The sequence below is a fragment of the Ralstonia sp. 22111 genome (assembly GCF_052045895.1).
GTDB classification, from domain to species: Bacteria; Pseudomonadota; Gammaproteobacteria; order Burkholderiales; family Burkholderiaceae; genus Ralstonia; species Ralstonia wenshanensis.
Genome location: NZ_JBQEPR010000014.1, coordinates 70990 through 94155, shown reverse-complemented (window position 1 = coordinate 94155; position 23166 = coordinate 70990). Strand labels below are relative to the sequence as shown.

Below are 23166 nucleotides of genomic sequence, written 5' to 3'. Positions count from 1 at the left end.
CTTACACCGCGCGGCGCACCATCAATTCCTTGATCTTGCCGATGGCCTTGGTCGGGTTCAGACCCTTCGGGCACACATCGACGCAGTTCATGATGGTGTGGCAGCGGAAGAGGCGATACGGATCTTCCAGGTTGTCCAGACGCTCGCTGGTCGCCTGATCGCGGCTGTCGGCGATGAAACGATACGCCTGCAGCAGACCGGCGGGGCCAACGAACTTGTCCGGGTTCCACCAGAACGACGGGCACGACGTCGAGCAGCTCGCGCACAGAATGCACTCGTACAGGCCGTCGAGCTCTTCACGCTCCTCCGGCGACTGCAGGCGCTCCTTCTCGGGCGGCGGCTCGTCGTTGATCAGGTACGGCTTGATCGAGTGGTACTGGTTGAAGAACTGCGTCATGTCCACGATCAGGTCGCGCACCACGGGCAGCCCCGGCAGCGGGCGCAGCACGATCTTCTCGGGCAGCTCACGCATGTTGGTCAGGCATGCCAGACCATTCTTGCCGTTGATGTTCATGGCGTCGGAGCCGCACACGCCTTCACGGCACGAGCGACGGAACGCGATCGACTCGTCCAGCTTCTTGAGCTTGACCAGCGCGTCGAGCAGCATGCGCTCGTGACCGTCGAGCTCAACCTCGTAGGTCTGCATGCGGGGCGCTGCGTCCTTGTCCGGATCGTAGCGATAGACTTCAAAAATACGCTTCATTTTTGTGGGCCCTTCTTATCCGTTAGAACGTACGCGCCTTGGGCGGCACCGATTCCACCGACAGCGGCTTCAACTGCACGGGCTTGTAGTCGAGGCGGTTGCCTTCGCTGTACCACAGCGAGTGCTTCATCCAGTTTTCGTCGTCGCGATTCGGGAAGTCGCTGTGTGCGTGTGCGCCGCGCGATTCCTTGCGGGCGGCGGCCGACACCATCGTCGCCTTGGCCACTTCCACCAGGTTGGCCACTTCCAGCGCTTCAACGCGCGCGGTGTTGAACACCTTGGACTTGTCCTTCAGGTGGATGCTGCCAGCACGCTCGGCCACTTCCAGGATGCGCTCGACGCCTTCATCCATCAGCTTCTGCGTACGGAACACGCCGGCGTGCGACTGCATGTTGCGGCGGATGTCGTTGGCAACGTCCTGCGCGTACTCGCCCGAGCTGGACGCATCGAGCTTGGCCAGACGCGACAGTGCGCGGTCCGCTGCATCGGCCGGCAACGGCTTGTGCTCGCGGTTCTTCAGGTTCTGCGCAATGATGTGGTTGCCCGCCGAACGGCCGAACACCACCAGGTCGAGCAGCGAGTTCGTGCCCAGGCGGTTGGCGCCGTGCACCGACACGCACGAGCATTCGCCGATCGCGTAGAAGCCGTTGATGACCTCGTTCGGGTTGCCGTTCTTCGGCACCACGACCTGGCCGTGATAGTTCGTCGGAATGCCACCCATCTGGTAGTGGATGGTCGGCACCACCGGAATCGGTTCCTTGATGGCATCGACGTTGGCGAACTTCAGGCCGATCTCGCGGATCGACGGCAGGCGCTTCATGATGGTCTCGGCACCGACGTGGGTCAGGTCGAGCAGCACGTAGTCGCCGTTCGGGCCGCAGCCACGGCCTTCCTTGATTTCCTGGTCCATCGAGCGCGACACGAAGTCACGCGGCGCCAGATCCTTCAGCGTCGGGGCATAGCGCTCCATGAAGCGCTCGCCATCCTTGTTACGCAGGATGCCGCCTTCGCCACGCACGCCTTCCGTGATCAGCACGCCCGCACCGGCCACGCCGGTCGGGTGGAACTGCCAGAATTCCATGTCTTCCAGCGGGACGCCTGCGCGCGCTGCCATGCCCAGGCCGTCACCGGTGTTGATGAAGGCATTGGTGGACGCTGCGTAGATCCGGCCTGCACCGCCCGTGGCGAACAGCGTCGTCTTCGCTTCGAGGATGTAGACCTCGCCGGTTTCCATTTCCAGCGCCGTCACACCCAGCACGTCGCCGTCCTGGTCGCGGATCAGGTCCAGCGCCATCCATTCGACGAAGAAGTGGGTCTTGGCCCGTACGTTACGCTGATACAGCGTGTGCAGCAGCGCGTGGCCGGTACGGTCAGCCGCGGCGCAGGCACGCTGCACGGGCTTCTCGCCGTAGTTCGACGTGTGGCCGCCGAACGGGCGCTGGTAGATGGTGCCGTCGGCGTTGCGGTCGAACGGCATGCCGAAGTGTTCCAGCTCATACACCACGTTTGGTGCCTGGCGGCACATGAACTCGATCGCGTCCTGGTCGCCGAGCCAGTCGGAGCCCTTGACGGTGTCGTAGAAGTGATAGTGCCAGTTGTCTTCGCTCATGTTGCCCAGCGAAGCACCGATACCACCCTGCGCCGCCACGGTGTGCGAGCGGGTGGGGAAAACCTTGGACAGCACGGCCACGGAGAGGCCGGCTTCTGCCAGCTGCAGCGATGCACGCATGCCCGAACCGCCCGCACCGACGATCACCACGTCGAATTTGCGGCGCGGCAGCCCAGTCTTGACTGCGACCATGTCTTAAACCCTCCAGAGAATCTGAGCTGCGTAGCCCGCGCAACCGACGAGCCACAGAATCGTCAACACTTGCAGCGTCAAACGCACTGCCACGGGCTTCACGTAGTCCATCCAGATGTCACGCACACCGATCCAGGCGTGATACGTGAGCGACACGAATGCCAGGAACGTCAGCATCTTCATCCACTGGTTGGCGAACAGCCCCGCCCAGCTTTGGTAAGACGTGTCTTTCGAGAGCAGGAACGCAGCCAGCAGCACGATGGTGTACACCGCCATGATCACGGCGGTGACGCGCTGCGCGAGGAAGTCCTTCAGGCCGTAGTGCGCGCCGACAACGAGGCGCTTGGGACCAATATTGTTTTGTGCCATTGCGGATTCCTCAGAACAGGCCGAACAGCTTGGCGCCGAACACGACGGTCAGCAGCAGGCTGACGATCAGCACGCTCACAGCCGATTTGGAGGCCGAGGCCTTGTCGATGCCGATATGCAGATCGAGGATCAGGTAACGGATGCCGGCGCAGAAGTGGTGCAGGTATGCCCAGATGAGGGCAAGGACGACAACCTTGGCAAAACCGTTGGACAGAAGCGCCGAAAACTTGGCGAAACTGATTTCCGACGTGAGACTTTGCTCGAACAAGTACAGCACGAACGGAAGAAGAAGGAACATCAGCGCACCGCTGGCACGGTGCAAGATGGACACCTTACCGGCCCAGGGCAAGCGGTAACGGGCGATATCGCCCAAACCGATGTTCCTGTATACCGGCCTGGCTTTCTTGATGGCTTCTGCCATGGTCAGACCCCAATTGGCTAATCAACAAACAAAACAGCTTTGCACAAATCCGCGAGATTTTAGCGCGCTTTTGTTGCGCAGCGCACCATTAATTCCATGCGACGCGCTCCACTTTTGTGCTTCCTGCCCTCGCCTGCCAGTGGCGTGATACGGGGGCCGATTGTCCTCTCTACACTGCCTTCATGCCGCGCAATACGCTGTTGCGCGACGCACAAACCCAGACCCAGTCCAAGTCGCAACGGGCCGCCCGAATCGGGCCTGGCAGCGCGTCGTCAATTCAATTCGTTCTGGTAAAAGTGCCGCGTCGTGACGTACAGGCCACGACGTATCTCCACCGGTTTGTCGCCGAACGTATGCGACACGCGCTCCACCGAGAGCAACGGCGATTGAGCCGCCACCGAGAGCAATTCAGCCGTGGTCGCGTCAGCCGCCACTGCACGGATGCGCTCGGTGGCACGCAACATGCGCACACCGAACTCCGCCTCGAAAAAGGCGTACATCGGGCCCTTCCACTCGGTCAGTTTTTCAGCCGTCAGCCCTTTGAAACTCGCGCCCGGCAGCCAGATTTCTTCCAGCACGGTCGGCTCACCCGAAAAGAACAGGATGCGGCGGATCTGCACGACGCTGTCGCCGGCCTTGAGTTCGAGCAGGCGGGCGATCTCAGCCGGGGCGCGCATGCGCTTGCACTCCAGCACACGGCTGCTCGGATAGTGCTGTTCGCCCTGCTCCGGCATCAGACGCAAAAACCGGAACTGCACGCCCTCTTCGTAATGCGTGGTAACGAAGGTGCCCTTACCCTGGCGCCGCGCGACCAGGTTTTCGGCCGCCAGTTCGTCGATCGCCTTGCGCACGGTACCCTGGCTGACCTTGTAGCGGGCCGCCAATTCCATCTCACTGGGGATCATCTCGCCCGGCTTCCATTCGCCGGCCTGCAGGCTTTGCAGGATCAGCGTCTTGATCTGCTGATACAACGGGCTGAACGTGGGAGAGCCGCCCGCGCCGCCCGAAGAAGCGGGCGATGCGCCGCCTTCGCCGCCCGGGGGCGGCATCGCAGCGGATAGAGGGCTGGGTGTGCTCGACATAACTGCCGATTTCACCACAAAAGCGACAAAGGCGTCCAGCCCGTTTATAGAATGTCTTATGTCTTATATAAGACAGAAGATTCATTGACTTTCCGGCGAGGCCAGACCTACACTCGCGCCTGTTCCGGGCGACGGCCCCCACGACACGCCACAACGGCTCAAAGGTCAATTGCAGTGTGTTTCCACATCGTCATGCGGACGCAGTAAACTGCGAGGCTCTTGCCGTTTCTGAGCCGACCGCCCACGAGGCGCCGACCGTTGCCGGCAATGCCTGCGAGGCTGCACCGACATCCTGCTGGGATGCGCGCCGCGCGCAGTGCGATCCGCTTTCACTACCGTTTGGAGAGTTCTCATGGCAAAAGCACCCATGCGCGTCGCAGTGACCGGCGCTGCTGGACAGATCGGTTACGCCCTGCTGTTCCGCATCGCCGCCGGCGAAATGCTGGGCAAGGATCAACCCGTCATCCTGCAACTGCTGGAAATCCCCGATGAGAAGGCCCAGAAGGCGCTCAAGGGCGTGATGATGGAGATCGAAGACTGCGCATTCCCGCTGCTGGCTGGCATGGAAGCGCACTCCGACCCGATGACCGCATTCAAGGACGCCGACGTGGCTCTGCTGGTGGGCGCCCGCCCCCGTGGCCCGGGCATGGAACGTGCGGACCTGCTGTCGGCCAACGCCCAGATCTTCACGGCACAAGGCAAGGCACTGAACGCCGTTGCTTCGCGCAACGTCAAGGTGCTGGTGGTCGGCAACCCGGCCAACACGAACGCCTACATCGCCATGAAGTCGGCGCCGGACCTGCCGCGTGAGAACTTCACCGCCATGCTGCGCCTGGACCACAACCGTGCCCTGTCGCAAATCGCCGCCAAGACCGGCAAGCCGGTGTCGAGCATCGAAAAGCTGTTCGTGTGGGGCAACCACAGCCCGACGATGTACGCCGACTATCGCTACGCCACGATCGACGGCAAGAGCGTTAAGGACATGATCAACGACCCGGTGTGGAACAACGACGTGTTCCTGCCGACCGTTGGCAAGCGCGGCGCCGCCATCATCGACGCGCGCGGCCTGTCGTCGGCTGCTTCGGCTGCCAACGCCGCCATCGACCACGTGCGTGACTGGGTGCTCGGCACCAACGGGAAGATTGTCACGATGGGCATCCCGTCGAACGGCGAATACGGCATTCCGAAGGACGTGATGTTCGGCTTCCCGGTCACCACCGAAAACGGCAAGTACAAGATCGTCGAAGGCCTGGAAATCGACGAGTACAGCCAAGGCAAGATCAAGATTACGCTCGACGAGCTGGAAGGCGAGCGTGCGGGCGTGCAGCATCTGCTGTAATCCGCATGATCTAAGAAAGAACCGGAGCGGATCGGCAGCGACCCCTCCGGTTTTTTTACACCTGCATTTCGATCAAGACACAGGCGCCACAAGCGCCGCAGAACCGATACCAGCCCGTGCACCCCACCGAGGTTTTGTTCCAGGACGATGCCCTGCCGGCCCAATTGCCGGTCTGCGACCACTACGCGGGCGCAGAAAAACTGATGCGCAAGTCGCTCGCCCTGCAACAAGCCCTTGGCCCCGTTTTCGACATCACGTTTGACTGCGAAGACGGCGCCGCCGTCGGCCAGGAACGCGCACATGCCGAATTGGCCGCCGCGCTCATCAACAGCGACGACAACCGCTTCAACCGCGTTGGCGTGCGCATTCACGATCCGAACCACGACGCGTGGACGCAGGACGTCGACATCCTTGTCGGCCTTGCCGGCCGCCGCCTCGCCTACGTGACCGTGCCAAAGGTCCGTGACGTCGTGGAAGTCGCGCGAGTGACCGATCGCGTCAACCAGGCCGCCAAGGCGGCCGGCATTGCGAGGCACCTGCCGATCCACGTGCTGATCGAAACGCATGGCGCGCTCGCGCAGGTGTTCGATATCGCCGCGCTGGTGCAGGTGGAATGCCTGAGCTTCGGCCTGATGGATTTTGTCTCGGCGCACAACGGCGCGATTCCCGGTGCGGCGATGGGCTCGCCAGAGCAGTTCGAGCATCCTCTGATCCGCCGCGCCCTTGCCGAGATTTCCGCCGCTTGCCACGCGCACGGCAAGGTGCCGTCGCACAACGTCAGCACTGACATCAAGCACCCCGACCGAGCCGGCGCTGATGCCGCCCGTGCCCGCAACGAGTTCGGCTATCTGCGCAAGTGGAGCATCCATCCGGACCAGATCGCGCCAATCGTTTCCGCATTCCGCCCATCGCACGAAGAAGTGACACGCGCGGGCGCCATTCTTGCGGCCGCGCAGGACGCCTCCTGGGGGCCCATCCAGCACGAGGGCCGGCTGCATGACCGCGCAAGCTATCGCTATTGGTGGGCCGTGCTGCAACGGGCGCACACCACCGGCGTGGAGATGCCGGCCGACGCCGTTGCGCGCTTCTTCGCGTGACGTGCAGAGAAAGGAGATTCGCCATGACGTCAAACACCCAAGCCAGCGCAGGAGCGCGCTTCCGCCAGGCGCTGGTCGATGAATCGCCACTGCAGGTGGTGGGCACCATCAATGCAAACCACGCGCTGCTGGCCAAGCGCGCCGGCTATCGCGCGATCTATCTGTCGGGCGGCGGCGTGGCAGCGGGCTCGCTGGGCTTGCCGGATCTCGGCATATCGGGCCTGGATGACGTTTTGACCGACGTCCGCCGCATCACCGATGTCTGCGACGTACCGCTCCTGGTGGATGTCGACACGGGCTTTGGCGCTTCGGCATTCAACGTGGCGCGCACGACCAAATCGCTCATCAAGTTTGGCGCCGCGGCCATGCATATCGAAGACCAGGTCGGCGCCAAGCGCTGCGGCCATCGGCCCAACAAGGAGATCGTCTCGAAGGACGAGATGGTCGATCGCATCAAGGCTGCCGTCGATGCCCGCACCGACGCCAGCTTTGTCGTCATGGCGCGCACCGATGCCCTGGCCGTCGAAGGCTTCGACCGCGCCCTCGAACGTGCCGTGGCCTGCGTGGAAGCCGGCGCGGACGCGATCTTTCCTGAGGCAATGACAGAACTGTCGATGTACCGCAAGTTTGTCGACGCGGTGAAGGTGCCGGTGCTGGCAAACATCACCGAATTTGGGCAGACGCCGCTTTTCACGCGCGATGAGCTGGCCTCCGCAGGCGTATCGATGATCCTGTATCCGCTGTCGGCATTTCGCGCGACGAACAAGGCCGCGGAAAACGTCTACGCTGCCATACGCCGCGATGGCACGCAAAAAAATGTCGTCGACATCATGCAGACGCGCATGGAGTTATACGACAGCATTGGTTACCACGACTACGAAGCCAAGTTGGACGCGCTCTTCGCACAGAACCGCGGTTGAGCCGGGCCAAGATCCACACCAACGCAAACAAGGAGAACGGAAGGCAAACCTGCGGGGGCAAGCTGCCCGGGAACAACCCGAAAAACGGCGCTGGCGCAAGCACGACACCCCCTTTTGGCGGAGCGGTCGGGCAAGCATGTAACAGAACGTTGGGCGCGGCGTCCAAATCGGTCAAAATACCGGCCGGTGTGCGAAATGCCGTGGCATCTCGTGGCCTGGCAGCCGCCTCCCCCACTCTGTCTTACCGAAGGAAACCCTATGAACAAATTCATCGTGGGCGCCTGTGCTGGCGTTCTCTCGCTGGCTGCATCGCAATATGCAGCCGCTCAGGCCCCAGAGAAGTCGGCTACCAAGAAGGCTCCCGCCAAGAAGACTTGGACCAAGAAGCATGCCGCCAAGAAGGCCGCGCCTGTTGCTGCCGTCAAGCCGGAAGGCGTCGAATGGAAGTGCGAGCTTGGCAACGAGATGTACCTCAAGGGCGACATGGCGCGCGACCAGATCATTACGATGTACTGGAAGGGCAAGAACTACCTGCTGCCGCGCCAGATGACCCGCACGGGCGCAGACCGTTACTTCGACCAGAAGACCGGGATGGATCTGGTGGTGATCCCCGCCAAGGCCATGCTGTTCGACCGCAACGAAGGCCACCGCCTGGCCGATGAGTGCCAGACCGCCGAAATGGCTGCCGGCGCACCGGCCCCGACGCAAGCGGGCGCCCTGCGCGCTCCGGCCGGCCTGCCGCTGATGGCGCCGGACAGCCCTGCCCCCGCTCCGGCCCCTGCTCCGGGCGCAGTGCTACCGGCCCAGCAGTAACGCGATATCGCACAAGAGGCCCACAGGAGCCGCTCATGTCCGCACCAGTTGCGAACCTCCGCACGAATCTGGGCAAGGCCATCGTCGACGATGTGACCTCGCCCGGATGCGCCGGGCTCCGTGGGCCTTTTGTGTCTGGGACCGTCCTGTCAGATGGCACGACGGGCACGACGGCTCCAGGCACGCCCCTCTTCGGCCGCAAGCCAATCGAAGATCAACAAGATTCCGTCGCCCGCGGCCAGCGCACCCATGTGCTGCGCATGACCATTGCCCGCGTGGACGATCAGCCTTTCACCACGAATGACCACGACGCCAAGAAGCGTCCGATCGCCCATGGCATCACCGCCCGCATCAGCGGCGGCAAGCCGTTCAGCGGTGTCGTGGCGGATTACCCGACCGGTCAGAAGCCAGGCCGGTCAACGCGTTTGTCGGTTTGTACGTGATTTGATTTTGTCGATTTGATGTATCCGCAAGGGGCGCCCCGGCACCCCGCGCAATCCTCAAGCCTTGGAGTCATGCCATGCCCCACAATCTGAAAAAAACACTCAAGGAATTTAAGATCAACGGCGGCCAGACCGGCAAGTTCCACTCCCTGCCGCAACTGGGCAAGGAACTGGGCGTGGCGATCGAGCGCCTGCCGGTGTCGATCCGCATCGTGCTCGAGTCCGTGCTGCGCAACTGCGACGGCAAGAAGGTGACCGAAGAGCACGTTGCGCAACTGGCCAACTGGAAGCCCAACGCCGAGCGCGTTGATGAAATCCCGTTCGTGGTAGCCCGCGTGGTGCTGCAGGACTTTACCGGTGTGCCGCTGCTGGCTGACCTAGCCGCCATGCGCAACGTGGCCGAGCGCATGGGCAAGAACCCCAAGAAGATCGAGCCGCTGGTGCCGGTCGACCTGGTGGTGGATCACTCGGTGCAGATTGACCACTTCCGTGAGAAGAAGGCGCTGGACCTGAACATGCAGCTGGAATTCTCGCGCAACAACGAGCGCTACCAGTTCATGAAGTGGGGCATGCAGGCATTCGACACGTTTGGCGTGGTGCAGCCTGGCTTCGGCATCGTCCACCAGGTCAACCTGGAGTACCTGGCACGCGGCGTCCATAAGAAAGACGGCGTGTACTACCCGGATACGCTGGTCGGCACCGACAGCCACACCACCATGATCAACGGTATTGGCGTGGTGGGCTGGGGCGTGGGCGGCATCGAGGCGGAAGCCGGCATGCTGGGCCAGCCGGTGTACTTCCTGACGCCGGACGTCGTGGGCGTGGAGCTGAAGGGCCGCCTGCGCGAAGGCTGCACGGCCACCGACCTGGTGCTTACGATCACCGAAATGCTGCGCAAGGAGAAGGTCGTCGGCAAGTTCGTCGAGTTCTTCGGCGAAGGCACCGCCAGCCTGTCGCTGCCGGACCGCGCAACCATCGGCAACATGGCTCCGGAATACGGCGCCACGATGGGCTTCTTCCCGGTGGACGACAAGACCATCGACTACTTCAAGGGCACGGGCCGCACGAAGGAAGAAATCGCCGCGTTCGAAAGCTACTTCAAGGCGCAGAAGCTGTTCGGCGTGCCGAAGGCCGGCGAAATCGACTACACCAAGACGTTGACGCTGGACCTCGGCACGGTGGCCCCGTCGCTGGCTGGCCCGAAGCGCCCGCAGGATCGTATCGAAATCGGCAACGTGAAGTCGACGTTCTCGTCGCTGTTCTCCAAGCCGGTTGCTGAAAACGGCTTCAACAAGAAATCGGAAGACCTCGACAAGACCTTCACGACCACCAACGGCGTCGACGTGAAGAGCGGCGACGTGCTGATCGCGGCCATCACCTCGTGCACGAACACCTCGAATCCGAGCGTGCTGCTGGCGGCGGGCCTGCTGGCCAAGAAGGCTGTCGAAGCCGGCCTGGAGGTCGCGCCGCACATCAAGACCTCGCTCGCCCCGGGAAGCCGCGTGGTGACGAAGTACCTGGAAGCCGCCGGCCTGCTTCCGTATCTGGAAAAGCTCGGCTTTGGCGTGACGGCCTACGGCTGCACGACGTGTATCGGTAACGCCGGTGACCTGACGCCGGAGTTGAACGAAGCCATCGTGAAGAACGACATCGTGGCTGCCGCCGTGCTGTCGGGCAACCGCAACTTTGAAGCGCGCATTCACCCGAACATCCGCGCCAACTTCCTGGCCTCGCCGCCGCTGGTGGTCGCTTATGCAATCGCCGGCAACGTGACGCGCGACCTGATGACCGAGCCGGTCGGCAAGGGCAAGAAGGGCCGCGACGTCTATCTGGGCGACATTTGGCCGACCTCGGACGAGATCGCCAAGCTGATGAAGTTCGCGATGAACGCCGACACGTTCCGCACGAACTACGAACAGGTCAAGAAGCCGTCCAAGCTGTGGGCCAACGTCAAGGGCACGAAGGGTCAGGTCTACGACTGGCCGAAGTCGACGTACATCGCCGAGCCGCCGTTCTTCGAAGGCTTTGGCATGACGCCGGCCGCTGCCTCGGCATCGGTCAAAGGCGCACGCGCGCTCGGCGTGTTCGGCGATTCCGTGACGACCGACCACATCTCCCCGGCCGGCTCGATCAAGGAAACGTCGCCCGCCGGCAAATACCTGCTGGCCAACGGCGTGCTCAAGGCCGACTTCAACAGCTATGGCTCGCGCCGCGGCAACCATGAGGTGATGATGCGCGGCACGTTTGCCAACGTGCGCATCAAGAACCTGATGATCCCGGCCAAGGCCGATGGTTCGCGCGTGGAAGGCGGCGAAACGCTGTTCCAGCCGAGTGGCGAACAAATGTCGATCTACGACGCCGCTATGAAGTACATCGCCGACGGCACGCCGACGGTCGTGTTCGGTGGCGAAGAGTACGGCACGGGCAGCTCGCGCGACTGGGCCGCCAAGGGCACGCAGTTGCTGGGCGTGAAGGCCGTGATCGCACGCAGCTTCGAGCGCATCCACCGCTCGAACCTGGTCGGCATGGGCGTGCTGCCGCTGCAGTTCAAGGGCAATGACTCGGCGCAATCGCTGGGCATCGTGGGCGACGAGACCTTCGACATCGAAGGCCTGGATGGCGAAATCAAGCCGCAACAGGACGTCACCCTGGTCATCCATCGCGCCAATGGCGAGACGACGCGTGCACAAGTGCTGCTGCGCATCGACACGCCGATCGAAGTGGACTACTACAAGCACGGCGGCATCCTGCCGTTCGTGCTGCGTCAGCTGCTGGCGGCTTAAGCTTCACGCCGTTACGCTGCATTGGTGCAGGACGGAAACCGGCTCTTCGGAGCCGGTTTTTTTATTGCCTGCCGAATCAAACAAGGTGACGATGCTCCAATCGGCGAGCAGGCTTTGGTACAGTGTGCCGAATAGGCCGCGTGACGTGCTCGCCCTGTTGATGGCGAAATTGCCGCCCGTCCTCGCCTGATCGTTTCATTGCTGGAGTCCCGCACCCATGGCCCAAGTGGTACTAGCCTTCATCGTCGTGGCGGCTGCCGTGTTCTACATCCTGATCAAGGCACCGCAAACCGACGCCCAGGCCCCAGCCTCGACAGCCCCTGCTGTAACAGCCGCGCCCGTTCCTCCGCCCCCGCCGCTGGCCGCTTCGGAGCCCGTCGCCACGACGCACGTGGCACCAGCCAGCGCGCCAGTTGCATCGGAACCCACACCGGCTTCCGTACCTGCGGCCACGAGCAGTGTCGCAGCGGAAGCGTCGGCTCCTGTGGCCAAGCCTTAACGTTTTCGCCCTATGGGTTTCGTAATAGGCGTCGCGCAGTAGCGTCCAAGGGTAAAATAACGCCCCTTTCATTGTTCCAACGACCGGTACGGCACAGCATGGCAGGATTCCGCTCCAAGGCTCCCCAACGTCTTTCCCCCGATGCAGAACGGCTGGTGGCCGATGCGCTGGCGCTCGACGCGTCAGGCAGCCGCATCGAAGACGTCTATTGGGAACAAAGGCTGTCCGAACGTCTTTCCCGGCTGCTCAAGAACGGCAGCCAGACCGCGCTCGACGCCGCGCTAGACCATCTTTTCAAACACAACGAGGAAGCGTCCGACGTGCTGGCCGAACAGGCCGAGACACTGGCCGAATCGGCCATCCTCAGCTCCGGTGGCGTCGAATATGATGCGTTGCTGATCGCGGCGCCCATCCTGGCACACACGCGCTACATGATCCCGTCGGGCACGATCAAGCCCGAGATGGCGCAAACGCTGCAGGTACACCTGCAGGCGCACGTGATGGCTTCCAACGCCCGCGTGGCGCTGGCTCCTTACCTGTACAGCATCGATCAACTGCCGCGCACGCACTCCGACACCTTTGCGCTCACGCACAAGCTGGCCGCGTATGCGCTGTCGGGCCAGCCGGCCAAGGTCGAACTACGCGACATGCCCGAGACGGCGCCCATCCTGGCCGATCCGCGGTATCTGGTGGCAATCGTCGTGGCGCAGCACGGCCAGGCGCTGTTCCGTTGGCAGGAAGACGCCAAGGAACACCACGCAGAGCGCTCCGCCTGCCTGGAGCAATGGCGCGAGCAGGTCACGCCAACCATCTCCACACTGATGCCCGGCTGCGAGTTCGACCTGCTTCTGCCGGACGCCTTCTTCCTGTCGTGCCGCGAGTCCGACAAGCAGATTCGCCCACTGACCGTACGCGCCGCCGTCAATTACCTGCAGGGCGCGCTCGATATGCCGGCCAACCGCTTCGGCGCCATCATCGGCGCGTTCGGCGAAGAGCAGATCGAGGAATACCGCGTAGCGTTCACGGTGCGTGGCGAGAAAGAACTCATCTACGGCATCGTCTGGCCGGTGTACGGCCGCGATGGCGGCGCCACGGATGTCACCGCGGAAGGCGAACCGGGCAGTCCGCTCGAGCAAATTTGCGATGAATTGCGCGCCTGCGGCATCGAAGACATCTTCCGCCACGGCCAGCTCTTCGAACCCGAGTACTGCGAAGATTGCGGCGCCCCGCTCTACGCAGACCGCGCGGCCGAAATCGTCCACGCAGAAATGCCGGAAGACGCGCCGACCCAACAGCCGCTGTTCCACTGACGGCGACGCGCGTGATCAAAGCCACCTCCGGGTGGCTTTTTTATTGCTCCGCCATCGTTCATATTGATTGTCGGTTTGCGTCGCACGTGCCCGGCCGGGCTGCGGCACAATGACGATCTTCCGCCACATGGCATCACCGCCCGAACCCCAGGAGCCCCCCGATGACAACCCGTCCCCTCTTGTGTGTTCCCATCCGCGCCCTGATCCGCAACCTTGCCGCATGCGCACTGGCTGCGGCCGCCGCGATGCCGTTCGCCGCGCAAGCCGATGACCTGCGCATCGGCCTGTCCGCCGACGTCACGTCGATGGACCCGCAATGGAACAATGCCGGCCCCAACAACGCCATGGCGCTGCACATCTTCGAATCGCTGGTCTTCCTCGACAAGAACGGCCGCTACACGCCCGGCCTTGCCACTTCGTGGAAACCCATTGACGCCAACACGTGGGAGATCAAGCTCCGCCCCAACGTGAAGTGGAGTGATGGCACGCCGTTCACCGGCGAAGACGTGAAGGCATCCATCGAGCGTCCGGCGCGCCTGACCAACAGCCCCGGCCCGTTCACCAGCTATACCAAGTCAATTACCGACGTACAGATCGTCGATCCGCTCACGGTGCGGCTGAAGTTGTCGACGCCCAATTACGCGAGCATCCCGAACGATCTGAACAGCCTGCCCATCATCCCGAAGAAAGTGGCCAACGCGGCGCAGGCGGACTTCGATGCTGGCCGCGCCATGATCGGCACCGGGCCGTTCCTGTTCGACCACTTCACGCGCGGGCAGGAAATCGTGTTGAAGAAGAACCCGCACTACTGGGGCCGCGTGCTGCAGTGGGACAAGGTGACCTTCAAGATCATCACCGACAATGCCGCGCGCACGGCCGCGCTGCTTTCGGGCGATGTGGATGTCGTCGAGGCCGTGCCGGCTGCAGACGTGCCACGCATCAAGCAGGACCCGAGGTTCCACCTCGAACAACAGGTGTCGTGGCGCACGATTTTTTGGCAGATGGACCAGAGCCGCGATGTGTCGCCGTTCGTGACTGACAAGGCCGGCAAGCCGCTCGCCAAGAACCCTCTCAAGGATCATCGCGTGCGAGAGGCCATTGCACTGGCCATCAACCGCGATGCCATCGTCAGCCGCGTGCTGGAAGGCCAGGGCGTGGTCGCATCGAGCATCGTGTCGCCGCAGATCTTCGGACATCCTGGCGGCAAGCCGATTGCCTATGACCCGGCTCGTGCGAAAAAACTGCTTGCCGAGGCGGGCTATCCGGACGGCTTCGGACTCACGCTGCACGCCACCAACAACCGCTATCTGAATGATGCGCAGGTCGCGCAAACCACCGCACAGCTGCTCACGCGCATCGGCATCCAGACAAAGGTGGAAACGCTGCCGGTGGCGGCGTATTTCTCGCGCGCGCGTCAGGGCGAGTTCTCGTTCATGATGCTTGGCTGGGGCTCGGTGGCGGCCGATGTGGCGCTGCGCAGCATTCTCGGCACACCCAACCCGAAAACCGGCTATGGTTCGTGGAACTGGGGCCGCTACAGCAATCCGGAACTGGACAAGCTGGTGCAGACATCGCTGTCGACGGTCTCGAGCGAACAGGCACATGAGCAGGCCGCCAAGGCCGCGGCGCGCTTTGCCCAGACAGACTACGCGATCATCCCGTCGCATCACCAACTGGCCACGTGGGCCATGCGCAAGGGCATCCGCTACGAGGCACGCACCGATGAATGGTCGCTCGCGTGGTTGTTCACCAAGCAATGATGATGACTTGGTAACCAACACCGTGCCGTAACGCGCTGTTACAGCAAATTCGCTCGATGTGCCGCATTGGGGACGCATTGGGGTAACTAGCAGGAACTTTCATCCTTAGCTTTCCTCTATCATGGCGATTTCCACGCCGACACCCTGTAACTCGTGATGTTGCGACCCAAACTACTTTGTCTCGGCGTCGTCGCTTTGCTGGCCGCCTGCTCCAACCTGCAGACTGAACCGACCGATGCGTCGGCCCAGGCCACCAACGCCACGCCGAGCACCCCTGCCGCGCCAGCCAAGCCGGCCACTCAGCCCGTCCCGACCACGCCGCCCATCGTCTTCGACTCGACCAATAGCAGCGGCACAACGACGGTCAATCTGCCCTCCAAGGACAAGATGAGCTTGTCCGAGTACCGCGCACAAACCCGCGACCGCCTGATTCAATCGGAAGGTGCCCGGCCCGACGTGGCAGACTGTGCCGCACATGCGAGCTGGATCATCCCGCGCTCAACCAATTTCGACCAGTTCCGCCTGCCAACCGGCGCGCTCTCCAACGACCAAGCCAAGGTCGAACCGTGGGACTCCCGCTTCTCGTCCAGCAAGCAAGGCGCGATCAAGGTGTCCAGCGTGGTCAGCTTCAATGCCGCCGTGCATAAGCGCGGCACGGGCAATGACCAGTGGGAGCCGGTGCGCGTGCGCTGCGGGTATGACGAAGGGATGATGCTGGCGTATGAGCTGCTCGACGCCAATGGCCAGCCGTTCGCCGCGCCAGCCGCTGCACCTTCGTCGTCGAAAGCGCGCACGCACTGCCGCCGCGGCCATCGCTGCACGACCAGTGCGGCGGCACACGGCAAGAGCGCGGCCAAGGGCAAGGCCTCGACGAAAGCGACGGCCAAGTCCGCCAAGGGCAGCAGCACGGCCAAGACAAAGTCGACGACCGCAAGCAAATCCACCGCCAAGTCGACGGCCAAAAAGACGACGAAGAAGTCGTCCTCCAACTAAGCGCAACGCGCCGCCAACCCAGGCGGCGCGGCGTTTTTCTTCAGCCGAGATACTCCAGGATCGCCTGCAGCATGGCCGCGCCCAACGCGGCGCTGCGGGCGCCGTCCCAGCCCACGCGCGGGTCTGGCAGGTCGGCGTTGTCCTTGAACGGCATTTCGAGCGTCAACGACAGGCAGCCATACGTGTGGCCGATGTACTTGGAAGCGAGCTTGAGCGCGTCTTCGTTGTACTTGCTGGCCTCGTAGCCGTATCGCGTCTGGAAGTCCGGTGACGCGCGAAGGAACGCCGCGACAAAGCGGTCTTGATCAGCGCGCTGTGCATCGGTAAAGCCTGGCAACATTTCACTGCCCGCGACGAACACATAAGGCAGCGCCTCATCGCCATGGATGTCGAAGAACAGGTCGACCCCGGTCTGCTCGATGGCTTGACGCACTGCCAGCACCTCGGGACTGCGCTGTGCGTCGGGCTCCATCCACTCGCGGTTCAGGTTGGCGCCGGCCGCATTGGTGCGCAGGTTGCCCAGCGACGAGCCGTCCGGATTCATGTTCGGCACGATATGGAAGACGGCGCGCTCGGCAAGCACACGGCCGATCGGATCGCCGCCCCAGACACCTTGACGCGTCAGCCGCGCAAGCAGGCCTTCGACGAACCACTCGGCCATCGTCTCGCCCGGATGCTGACGCGCGATGATCCACACGTTCTTCTTGCCGGGGCCGGGTTCGCCGACGGTGATGCTGGTCATGTCGCGGCCCTGCACCGTTTGCCCCAAGCACTGCGTGCGCACACCGGGCTTCGTCTGCGCTGCGGCTACGAGCGAAAGGTGGCGCTCATCCGAGTACGGCTCGAAGTAAGCAAACCAGATGCTGTCATGCTCGGGCGTCACCTCGATGGTCAACGTCTTGCCGTCATAGCGGGTCGGTACACGGAACCAGTGCTCGCGGTCGTACGAGGCGACGGCACGGTAGTCCTTCCAGCCGGAGGCATAGGTGCATTCGCCGGCGTTTTCAAGCGCGAGCTTGCAGGCTTGGCCCCGCACACCCTGTAGCCGGAAGTGGAACCACTGGGTGAAGTCGGCGTGCGAATCGCGGCGAATTCGCAGGCGGACGGCATCGGCGCGGGCGGCATCGACGATTTCGATGGCGCCGCTGTCGAACGCGCTGGAGATGTGCGGTTGAGTGGGGGTCATGTCGGATCCTGTCATCAGGTGAGCTTGCGGCGGAAGACCCAGCGCTCGTCGTCGGAATCGGCAGCGGCGAAGGCGTAGCCATCGACATCGAACGCCTTGAGCTTGCGCGGATCGATGATGCGATGCTCGATCGCATAACGCGCCATCAGACCACGCGCACGCTTTGCGTAGAACGAGATGATCTTGTACTGCCCGTTCTTCCAGTCTTCGAAAACCGGTGTGACGATGCGCGCCTTGAGCACTTTGGGCCGCACCACCTTGAAATACTCTTCCGAGGCAAGATTGACGAGCACGGGATCGTCGTCCTGCTTGAAGAGCTTGTTCAGCGCCAGAGTCACCTCGTCGCCCCAGAAGGCGTACAGGTCTTTGCCGCGCGGATTGGCAAGGCGCGTGCCCATTTCCAGGCGATACGGCTGCATCCAGTCGAGCGGGCGCAGCACGCCGTACAGCCCCGACAGAATCCGCAGATGCTTCTGCGCGAACTGCAGATCGTCCACCGCCAGCGAATTGGCGTCGAGTCCGCCGTAGACGTCGCCGTCGAAGGCGAGCGCCGCTTGCTTGCTGTTCTCGGCCGTGAATTCGGGCGACCAATCGGCATAGCGCGTGGCATTGAGCGCCGCCAGCGGGTCGGAGATGTGCATGAGCGTACCGATCTGGGCCGGCGAAAGCTTGCGAAGCACTTCAATGAGTTCTGCGGAGCGCGCGATGAAATCGGGCAGCGTGTGGGTCTTGGTGCGCGGCGGCGTGTCGTAGTCGAGGGACTTGGCCGGCGAGAGGACGATGATCATGTCAGAATCGCGGTTCACAAGTCTGGAATTGTATCGAATGGCAGACGCTGCCGCCCTCGCCCACTCCACCCAGGCTCCGGCCCCGCGCGTGGTGCTGGACTCCAACATCTGGGTCGACATCCTGATCTTCGACGATGCGGTTGCCCGCCCGATCCGCGCTGCTCTGGAAGCCGGCCGGCTGGACGCCATCATCAGCCCCGCCTGCCGCGAAGAACTGCGCCGCGTGCTGGATTACCCACAATTCGCGCATTACGCCGTCGACGCGCAAGCCGCCCTGGCGTGGGTCGATCGCGTGACACGGTCCGTTGCCGATCCTGAAGAAGCCCCCCGCGTGCAAGGCGAAGCGTTCGTTCCGCGCTGCAAGGATCGCGACGACCAGAAATTTCTCGCGCTGGCCAACGCGGCCGACGTTGCCTATCTCGTTTCCAAAGACCGCGCCGTACTCAAGCTCAAACGCCGCATGGCCAAGTATTGCGACGTGGCGGTGCTGCCGCCCAAACAGTTCGTCGCCCAGGTCCAGTTGGAAAACGCGCCCCTTGCCGCCATCCCGAATCAAGCCTGAAGCCGTCTTGTCATGACCACTGTCGAATCGCTCGCGCCCATCGCCCCGCCGCCGTCGCGGCTGCCGAATGTCGGCACCACCATCTTCACCGTGATGTCGGCGCTTGCCGCGGAAAAGCAGGCCGTCAACCTGGGCCAGGGCTTTCCGGATTTCGATTGCGACCCGCGCATCGTCGATGCGGTCTCCGACGCCATGCGCGCGGGCCTGAACCAGTACCCGCCGATGACAGGCGTGCCCGCGCTGCGCCAGGCCGTTGCCGCGAAGATCGCCAATCTGTACGGCCACGCTTACGATGCCGACCGCGAGATCACCATCACCGCCGGCGCCACGCAGGCGCTGCTGACGACGGTGCTGTGCTGCGTGCATCCCGGCGATGAAGTCATCGTCTTCGAGCCGACGTACGACAGCTACATCCCGTCGATTGAACTGGCTGGCGGCAAGGTCGTGCCGATCACGCTGAACGCGCCGGACTTCCGCATCCCGTTCGACACGCTGGCGGCGGCCATCACACCGCGCACGCGCCTGATCATGCTCAACACGCCGCACAACCCGACCGGCACGGTCTGGCATGCGGACGACATGCGCAAGCTGGCTGAGATCCTGGCACCGACCAACGTGCTGCTGCTCTCCGATGAGGTGTACGAGCACATGGTGTACGACGGCGTGCAACATGCGTCCGTCGCACGCATTCCGGAGCTCGCACGGCGCGCATTCGTGGTGTCGAGCTTCGGCAAGACGTATCACGTGACGGGCTGGAAGGTCGGCTACGTGGCCGCGCCCGCCGCGCTGATGGCGGAGTTCCGCAAGGTGCACCAGTTCAACGTGTTCACCGTCAACACGCCAATGCAGCACGGCTTGGCGAACTACATGGCCGATCAGCGTCCGTATCTGGAACTGCCGGCGTTCTACCAGCGCAAGCGCGACCTGTTCCGCGCGGGGCTGGAGAAAACGCGCTTCAAGCTGCTGCCCTGCCAGGGCACGTACTTCCAGTGCGTGGATTACAGCGCCATCTCCGATCTGCCCGAAGCCGAATTCGCCAAGTGGCTGACGAGCGAGATTGGTGTGGCGGCGATCCCCGTCTCGGCGTTCTATTCGCAGCCGCACGAATCGGGCGTGGTGCGCTTTTGCTTCGCCAAGAAAGACGAAACGCTCCAGGTTGCCCTGGAGCGTTTGTCGAAGGTGTAAGGCTGTAAGCCGGGGGCAGATCAGCGCTTGCTGGCGTAGTGCGCCAGCATCTGCTCCAGATTGGCCTTGCTGTCTGCCCGCACCTTCTGCACGTTGGGGTTCTCGGCCATCTTGGCCAGGTAAGGCTTGACGCACTCGACCTGCGCCAGCAGGTCTTCACCATAGATGATCTTCGTGGCCTGGCTGATCAGCGGGAAATGCACGATGGCCGCGCAGTCCGCAATGGTGAACGTGTCACCCGCCACATAAGGCGAAAACTTGAACAGCTTGGCCGCCGCCGGAATATTCTTCTGCAGTTGCTCGCGCACCTTCACCTTCAGGTTGTCGCTGATCTTGCCGCCGAAGAACGCCTCGGGAAACAGCTGGCGCGCGACCAGCTCCAGGTGCAGCTCCAGGAACGTCACGATCTCCCGCACCTTGGCCGCCTTGAACGGATCAGCCGGAATCAGCGGATGTTGCGGGTAGCGCGCTTCCAGATAATCGAGGATGACCTGCGATTCGCACATTCCACCATCCTCGCCCACCAGATACGGCACCTTGTGCAGCGGCGAAACCTCACCGTCGGTCTGGTCCGGCCAGCGCAGCGATTCCTCAAACGCAATCCCCTTCTCCATCAGCGCGAGCTTGACCTTGTTGTAGTAGTTGCTCGCAGAAAAACCGTATAGCGTCAGCATGAAGCCGTCTCCTTGGTAATTTGGCCGTCCGTTATGGTCGGTGCGGATGCCAGAAATCGCACGCTCGTGCTATTTTAGCCAGACTTCTTTCGATCGCAGCGGATTTCATATGCAGACTATCGGGATTGTGGGCACCGGCGCCATGGGGCGCGGCATTGCGCAGATCGCGGCCCAGGCCGATTTGCGCGTCAAACTGTTCGACGCCAACCCGCAGGCCGTGGAAGCGGCGCGCACTGCACTGGCCGATACGCTCGCCAAGCTGGCCACCAAGGGCAAGATGACGGCGGAGGAAGCCGACGCCACCGTCGCGCGGCTCGTTCCTGCAGGCGCCCTCACCGATCTGGCGGACTGCGATCTCGTGGTCGAGGCCATCGTCGAAAAGCTCGACGTCAAGCGCGACCTCTTCCGCCAGCTCGAAGACATCGTCCGGGCGGATGCCATCCTCGCGTCGAATACCTCATCGCTGTCGATCACGGCGATTGCCGCCACATGCAAGCACCCCGAACGCGTCGCGGGCTTTCACTTCTTCAACCCGGTGCCACTGATGAAGGTGGTCGAGGTGATCGACGGCCTGCGCAGCGCGCCCGCCACCGGCGACGCCCTGGCCGCACTCGCCAAGCGCATGGGGCATACCGCCGTGCGCTGCATCGACATGCCGGGCTTCATCGTCAACCACGCCGGGCGTGGCATGAATACCGAAGGCCTGCGCGTGGCCCAGGAAAGCGTGGCGGCGTATGCGGACATCGACGCCATCATGCGCGAGCAGGCCGGCTTCCGCATGGGGCCGTTCGAGTTGATGGATCTCACGGGGCTAGACGTTTCGCATCCCGTGATGGAATCAGTCTACCGCCAGTTCTACGACGAGCCGCGCTATCGTCCGTCGCAGATCACGGCGGTGCGCTTTGCCGGCGGCATCCTGGGCCGCAAGACGGGCGAAGGTTTCTACCGCTATCCGGAAGGACAGAAGCAGGTGCCCGCTGAGGCGTCTGCACCGACTGCGCGCCCATCTTCGGTGTGGATCAGCCGCGCGCATGACGCCGGCCACGCCGCAGCGCAGCGCCTGTTGCTCGATCTGGGCATCACGCCCGAAGGCGGTTCCAAACCGTCCGCCGATGCACTGATCATCGTCACGCCGCGAGGCCTGGATGCCACGGCCTGCGTGGCCGCCGAGGGACTCGACGCACGCCGTACCGTGGCGCTCGACACGCTCTATCCGTTTGCCGCCACCAAGCGCCGCACGCTGATGACCACGCCCGCCACCGATGCGGCCTACCGCGATGCCGCACACGGCTTGCTGGCCTCCGATGGCGTGCCCGTCACGGTGATCCGCGACTCGGGTGGCTTTGTGGCGCAGCGCATCGTCGCGTGCATCGTCAACATCGCGTGCGACATCGCCCAGCAGCGCATTGCCACGCCCACGGACATCGACCTCGCTGTCACGCTGGGGCTCGGTTATCCCAAAGGGCCGCTGGCACTCGGCGATACGCTCGGCACAAACGCCATCCTTGAAGTCCTGCAGAACCTCTACGCGCTCTATGGCGACCCGCGTTATCGCCCGAGCCCGTGGTTGCTGCGCCGTGCCCGTCTGGGCATGTCGTTGCTTACGCCTGATGCCTGACGCCTGATTGCCGTTTACCCAACGAGGCCGCCATGACCGCGCAATTGCTCTCCAAACGCATCGGCTCGACGCTGGTGCTGACGCTGTCCAACCCTGACGCGCGCAACGCGCTGGACCCGGTGATGTACACCGCGTCGCTGGAAGCGCTCGACCGCGCCGCCAACGACAACGAGATCCGCGCTGTCATCTTCACGGGCGCCGGCAATGCCTTCTGTGCGGGCGGCAACCTGAACCGCCTGCTGGAAAACCGAAGCAAGCCGCGAAGCGTTCAGGAAGAAGGCATCGACGCGCTCAACCACTGGATCGAGACGATCCGCACGTTTCCCAAGCCGGTGATTGCCGCAGTGGAAGGCCCGGCAGCCGGCGCGGGTTTCTCGCTGGTGCTGGCGTGCGACTTTGCGATTGCCGCGTCGGATGCAAAGTTCGTGATGGCGTATGTGAACGTGGCGCTCACGCCCGACGGCGGGGGCTCCTGGCACATCGCGCGCTTCCTGCCGCGCCCGCTGGCGAGCGAAATCATCATGCTCGGCAAGCCCGTTGGCGCGGAGCGGCTGGCGCACTTTGGCCTCATCAATGAGGTGGTCAAACCCGGCGAGGCGCTGGACCAGGCGTTGGCACTGGCGGAAAAACTTGCTGCGCAATCACCGCATGCCGTGGGCCGCATCAAGGGCCTGATCACCCACGCTGAAGACGCCTCGCTGCACGATCACCTCAAGGCCGAGCAGCACAGCTTTGTCGAAGCGCTGCACCACGCCGACGGCAACGAAGGCATCTCGGCGTTCCTGCAAAAGCGCAAACCTCAATACCGCTAGTTTCAGGC

22 protein-coding genes are annotated in these 23166 nt (G+C 63.3%); 14 read left to right on the top strand and 8 right to left on the bottom strand.

Annotated features, from left to right (window positions below; translation table 11 throughout):
* Nucleotide 1 precedes the first annotated feature (1 nt).
* The 5 genes from ACTJK4_RS24690 to ACTJK4_RS24670 form a co-directional block, all read right to left on the bottom strand.
* A complete protein-coding gene (locus ACTJK4_RS24690; protein WP_009241007.1) occupies nt 2-703 on the bottom strand; it encodes a succinate dehydrogenase iron-sulfur subunit in 702 nt (233 codons plus the stop codon).
* A gap of 22 nt (nt 704-725) precedes the next feature.
* A complete protein-coding gene (sdhA, locus tag ACTJK4_RS24685; RefSeq protein ID WP_316882014.1) occupies nt 726-2504 on the bottom strand; it encodes a succinate dehydrogenase flavoprotein subunit in 1779 nt (592 codons plus the stop codon).
* 3 nt (nt 2505-2507) lie between these two features.
* Nucleotides 2508-2873, bottom strand: a complete 366-nt coding sequence (gene sdhD / locus ACTJK4_RS24680) for a succinate dehydrogenase, hydrophobic membrane anchor protein (RefSeq protein WP_316882015.1) — start codon at nt 2871-2873, stop codon at nt 2508-2510.
* Between the two features lie 10 nt (nt 2874-2883).
* Nucleotides 2884-3294, bottom strand: a complete 411-nt coding sequence (sdhC, locus tag ACTJK4_RS24675; protein WP_252691212.1) for a succinate dehydrogenase, cytochrome b556 subunit — start codon at nt 3292-3294, stop codon at nt 2884-2886.
* Between the two features lie 272 nt (nt 3295-3566).
* A complete protein-coding gene (locus ACTJK4_RS24670) occupies nt 3567-4376 on the bottom strand; it encodes a GntR family transcriptional regulator (protein ID WP_232040413.1) in 810 nt (269 codons plus the stop codon).
* Between the two features lie 352 nt (nt 4377-4728).
* On the opposite strand from ACTJK4_RS24670, the gene ACTJK4_RS24665 reads away from it, so the two are divergent.
* The 10 genes from ACTJK4_RS24665 (at nt 4729) to ACTJK4_RS24620 (ending at nt 16333) form a co-directional block, all read left to right on the top strand.
* Nucleotides 4729-5715: a malate dehydrogenase gene (locus tag ACTJK4_RS24665; protein WP_260801795.1), complete on the top strand. Its 987-nt coding sequence runs from the start codon at nt 4729-4731 to the stop codon at nt 5713-5715.
* A gap of 116 nt (nt 5716-5831) precedes the next feature.
* A complete protein-coding gene (locus ACTJK4_RS24660; RefSeq protein WP_260801796.1) occupies nt 5832-6812 on the top strand; it encodes an HpcH/HpaI aldolase/citrate lyase family protein in 981 nt (326 codons plus the stop codon).
* A 23-nt stretch (nt 6813-6835) separates the two neighbouring features.
* Nucleotides 6836-7732, top strand: a complete 897-nt coding sequence (prpB, locus tag ACTJK4_RS24655; protein ID WP_440819171.1) for a methylisocitrate lyase — start codon at nt 6836-6838, stop codon at nt 7730-7732.
* 258 nt (nt 7733-7990) lie between these two features.
* The gene (locus ACTJK4_RS24650; protein WP_440819170.1) at nt 7991-8545 is read left to right on the top strand and encodes a hypothetical protein; all 555 of its coding nucleotides are present in this window, start codon (nt 7991-7993) and stop codon (nt 8543-8545) included.
* Between the two features lie 35 nt (nt 8546-8580).
* Nucleotides 8581-8988 carry a 2-methylcitrate dehydratase gene (locus ACTJK4_RS24645; protein ID WP_440819169.1) on the top strand — a complete coding sequence of 136 codons (408 nt, stop codon included), beginning with the start codon at nt 8581-8583 and terminating at the stop codon, nt 8986-8988.
* Nucleotides 8989-9065: 77 nt separating this feature from the next.
* A complete protein-coding gene (gene acnA, locus ACTJK4_RS24640; RefSeq protein ID WP_260801799.1) occupies nt 9066-11771 on the top strand; it encodes an aconitate hydratase AcnA in 2706 nt (901 codons plus the stop codon).
* Between the two features lie 217 nt (nt 11772-11988).
* Nucleotides 11989-12270, top strand: a complete 282-nt coding sequence (locus tag ACTJK4_RS24635) for a hypothetical protein (protein ID WP_260801800.1) — start codon at nt 11989-11991, stop codon at nt 12268-12270.
* A 98-nt stretch (nt 12271-12368) separates the two neighbouring features.
* Nucleotides 12369-13580 (top strand): DUF2863 family protein, encoded by a 1212-nt coding sequence (locus ACTJK4_RS24630; protein ID WP_045206230.1) that lies wholly within the window; start codon nt 12369-12371, stop codon nt 13578-13580.
* Between the two features lie 161 nt (nt 13581-13741).
* On the top strand, nt 13742-15340 hold the full coding sequence (locus ACTJK4_RS24625) for an ABC transporter substrate-binding protein (protein WP_440819168.1): 1599 nt from the start codon (nt 13742-13744) through the stop codon (nt 15338-15340).
* A 156-nt stretch (nt 15341-15496) separates the two neighbouring features.
* The gene (locus tag ACTJK4_RS24620) at nt 15497-16333 is read left to right on the top strand and encodes a BspC domain-containing protein (protein WP_316879040.1); all 837 of its coding nucleotides are present in this window, start codon (nt 15497-15499) and stop codon (nt 16331-16333) included.
* A gap of 40 nt (nt 16334-16373) precedes the next feature.
* Here the strand turns inward: ACTJK4_RS24620 and ACTJK4_RS24615 are convergent, their stop codons facing one another.
* A complete protein-coding gene (locus ACTJK4_RS24615) occupies nt 16374-17519 on the bottom strand; it encodes a M14 family metallopeptidase (protein ID WP_316869748.1) in 1146 nt (381 codons plus the stop codon).
* A gap of 14 nt (nt 17520-17533) precedes the next feature.
* A complete protein-coding gene (gene yaaA, locus ACTJK4_RS24610; RefSeq protein ID WP_440819167.1) occupies nt 17534-18307 on the bottom strand; it encodes a peroxide stress protein YaaA in 774 nt (257 codons plus the stop codon).
* Between the two features lie 37 nt (nt 18308-18344).
* On the opposite strand from yaaA, the gene ACTJK4_RS24605 reads away from it, so the two are divergent.
* Both ACTJK4_RS24605 and ACTJK4_RS24600 read left to right on the top strand, forming a co-directional pair.
* Nucleotides 18345-18869 carry a putative toxin-antitoxin system toxin component, PIN family gene (locus ACTJK4_RS24605; RefSeq protein WP_316869751.1) on the top strand — a complete coding sequence of 175 codons (525 nt, stop codon included), beginning with the start codon at nt 18345-18347 and terminating at the stop codon, nt 18867-18869.
* Nucleotides 18870-18881: 12 nt separating this feature from the next.
* The gene (locus ACTJK4_RS24600; protein ID WP_440819166.1) at nt 18882-20054 is read left to right on the top strand and encodes a pyridoxal phosphate-dependent aminotransferase; all 1173 of its coding nucleotides are present in this window, start codon (nt 18882-18884) and stop codon (nt 20052-20054) included.
* Between the two features lie 20 nt (nt 20055-20074).
* Here the strand turns inward: ACTJK4_RS24600 and ACTJK4_RS24595 are convergent, their stop codons facing one another.
* Nucleotides 20075-20728, bottom strand: a complete 654-nt coding sequence (locus tag ACTJK4_RS24595) for a glutathione S-transferase (RefSeq protein ID WP_440819165.1) — start codon at nt 20726-20728, stop codon at nt 20075-20077.
* A gap of 109 nt (nt 20729-20837) precedes the next feature.
* On the opposite strand from ACTJK4_RS24595, the gene ACTJK4_RS24590 reads away from it, so the two are divergent.
* Both ACTJK4_RS24590 and ACTJK4_RS24585 read left to right on the top strand, forming a co-directional pair.
* Nucleotides 20838-22346 (top strand): 3-hydroxyacyl-CoA dehydrogenase, encoded by a 1509-nt coding sequence (locus ACTJK4_RS24590; RefSeq protein WP_440819164.1) that lies wholly within the window; start codon nt 20838-20840, stop codon nt 22344-22346.
* Nucleotides 22347-22378: 32 nt separating this feature from the next.
* Nucleotides 22379-23158: an oxepin-CoA hydrolase, alternative type gene (locus tag ACTJK4_RS24585; RefSeq protein ID WP_440819163.1), complete on the top strand. Its 780-nt coding sequence runs from the start codon at nt 22379-22381 to the stop codon at nt 23156-23158.
* Nucleotides 23159-23166 lie beyond the last annotated feature (8 nt).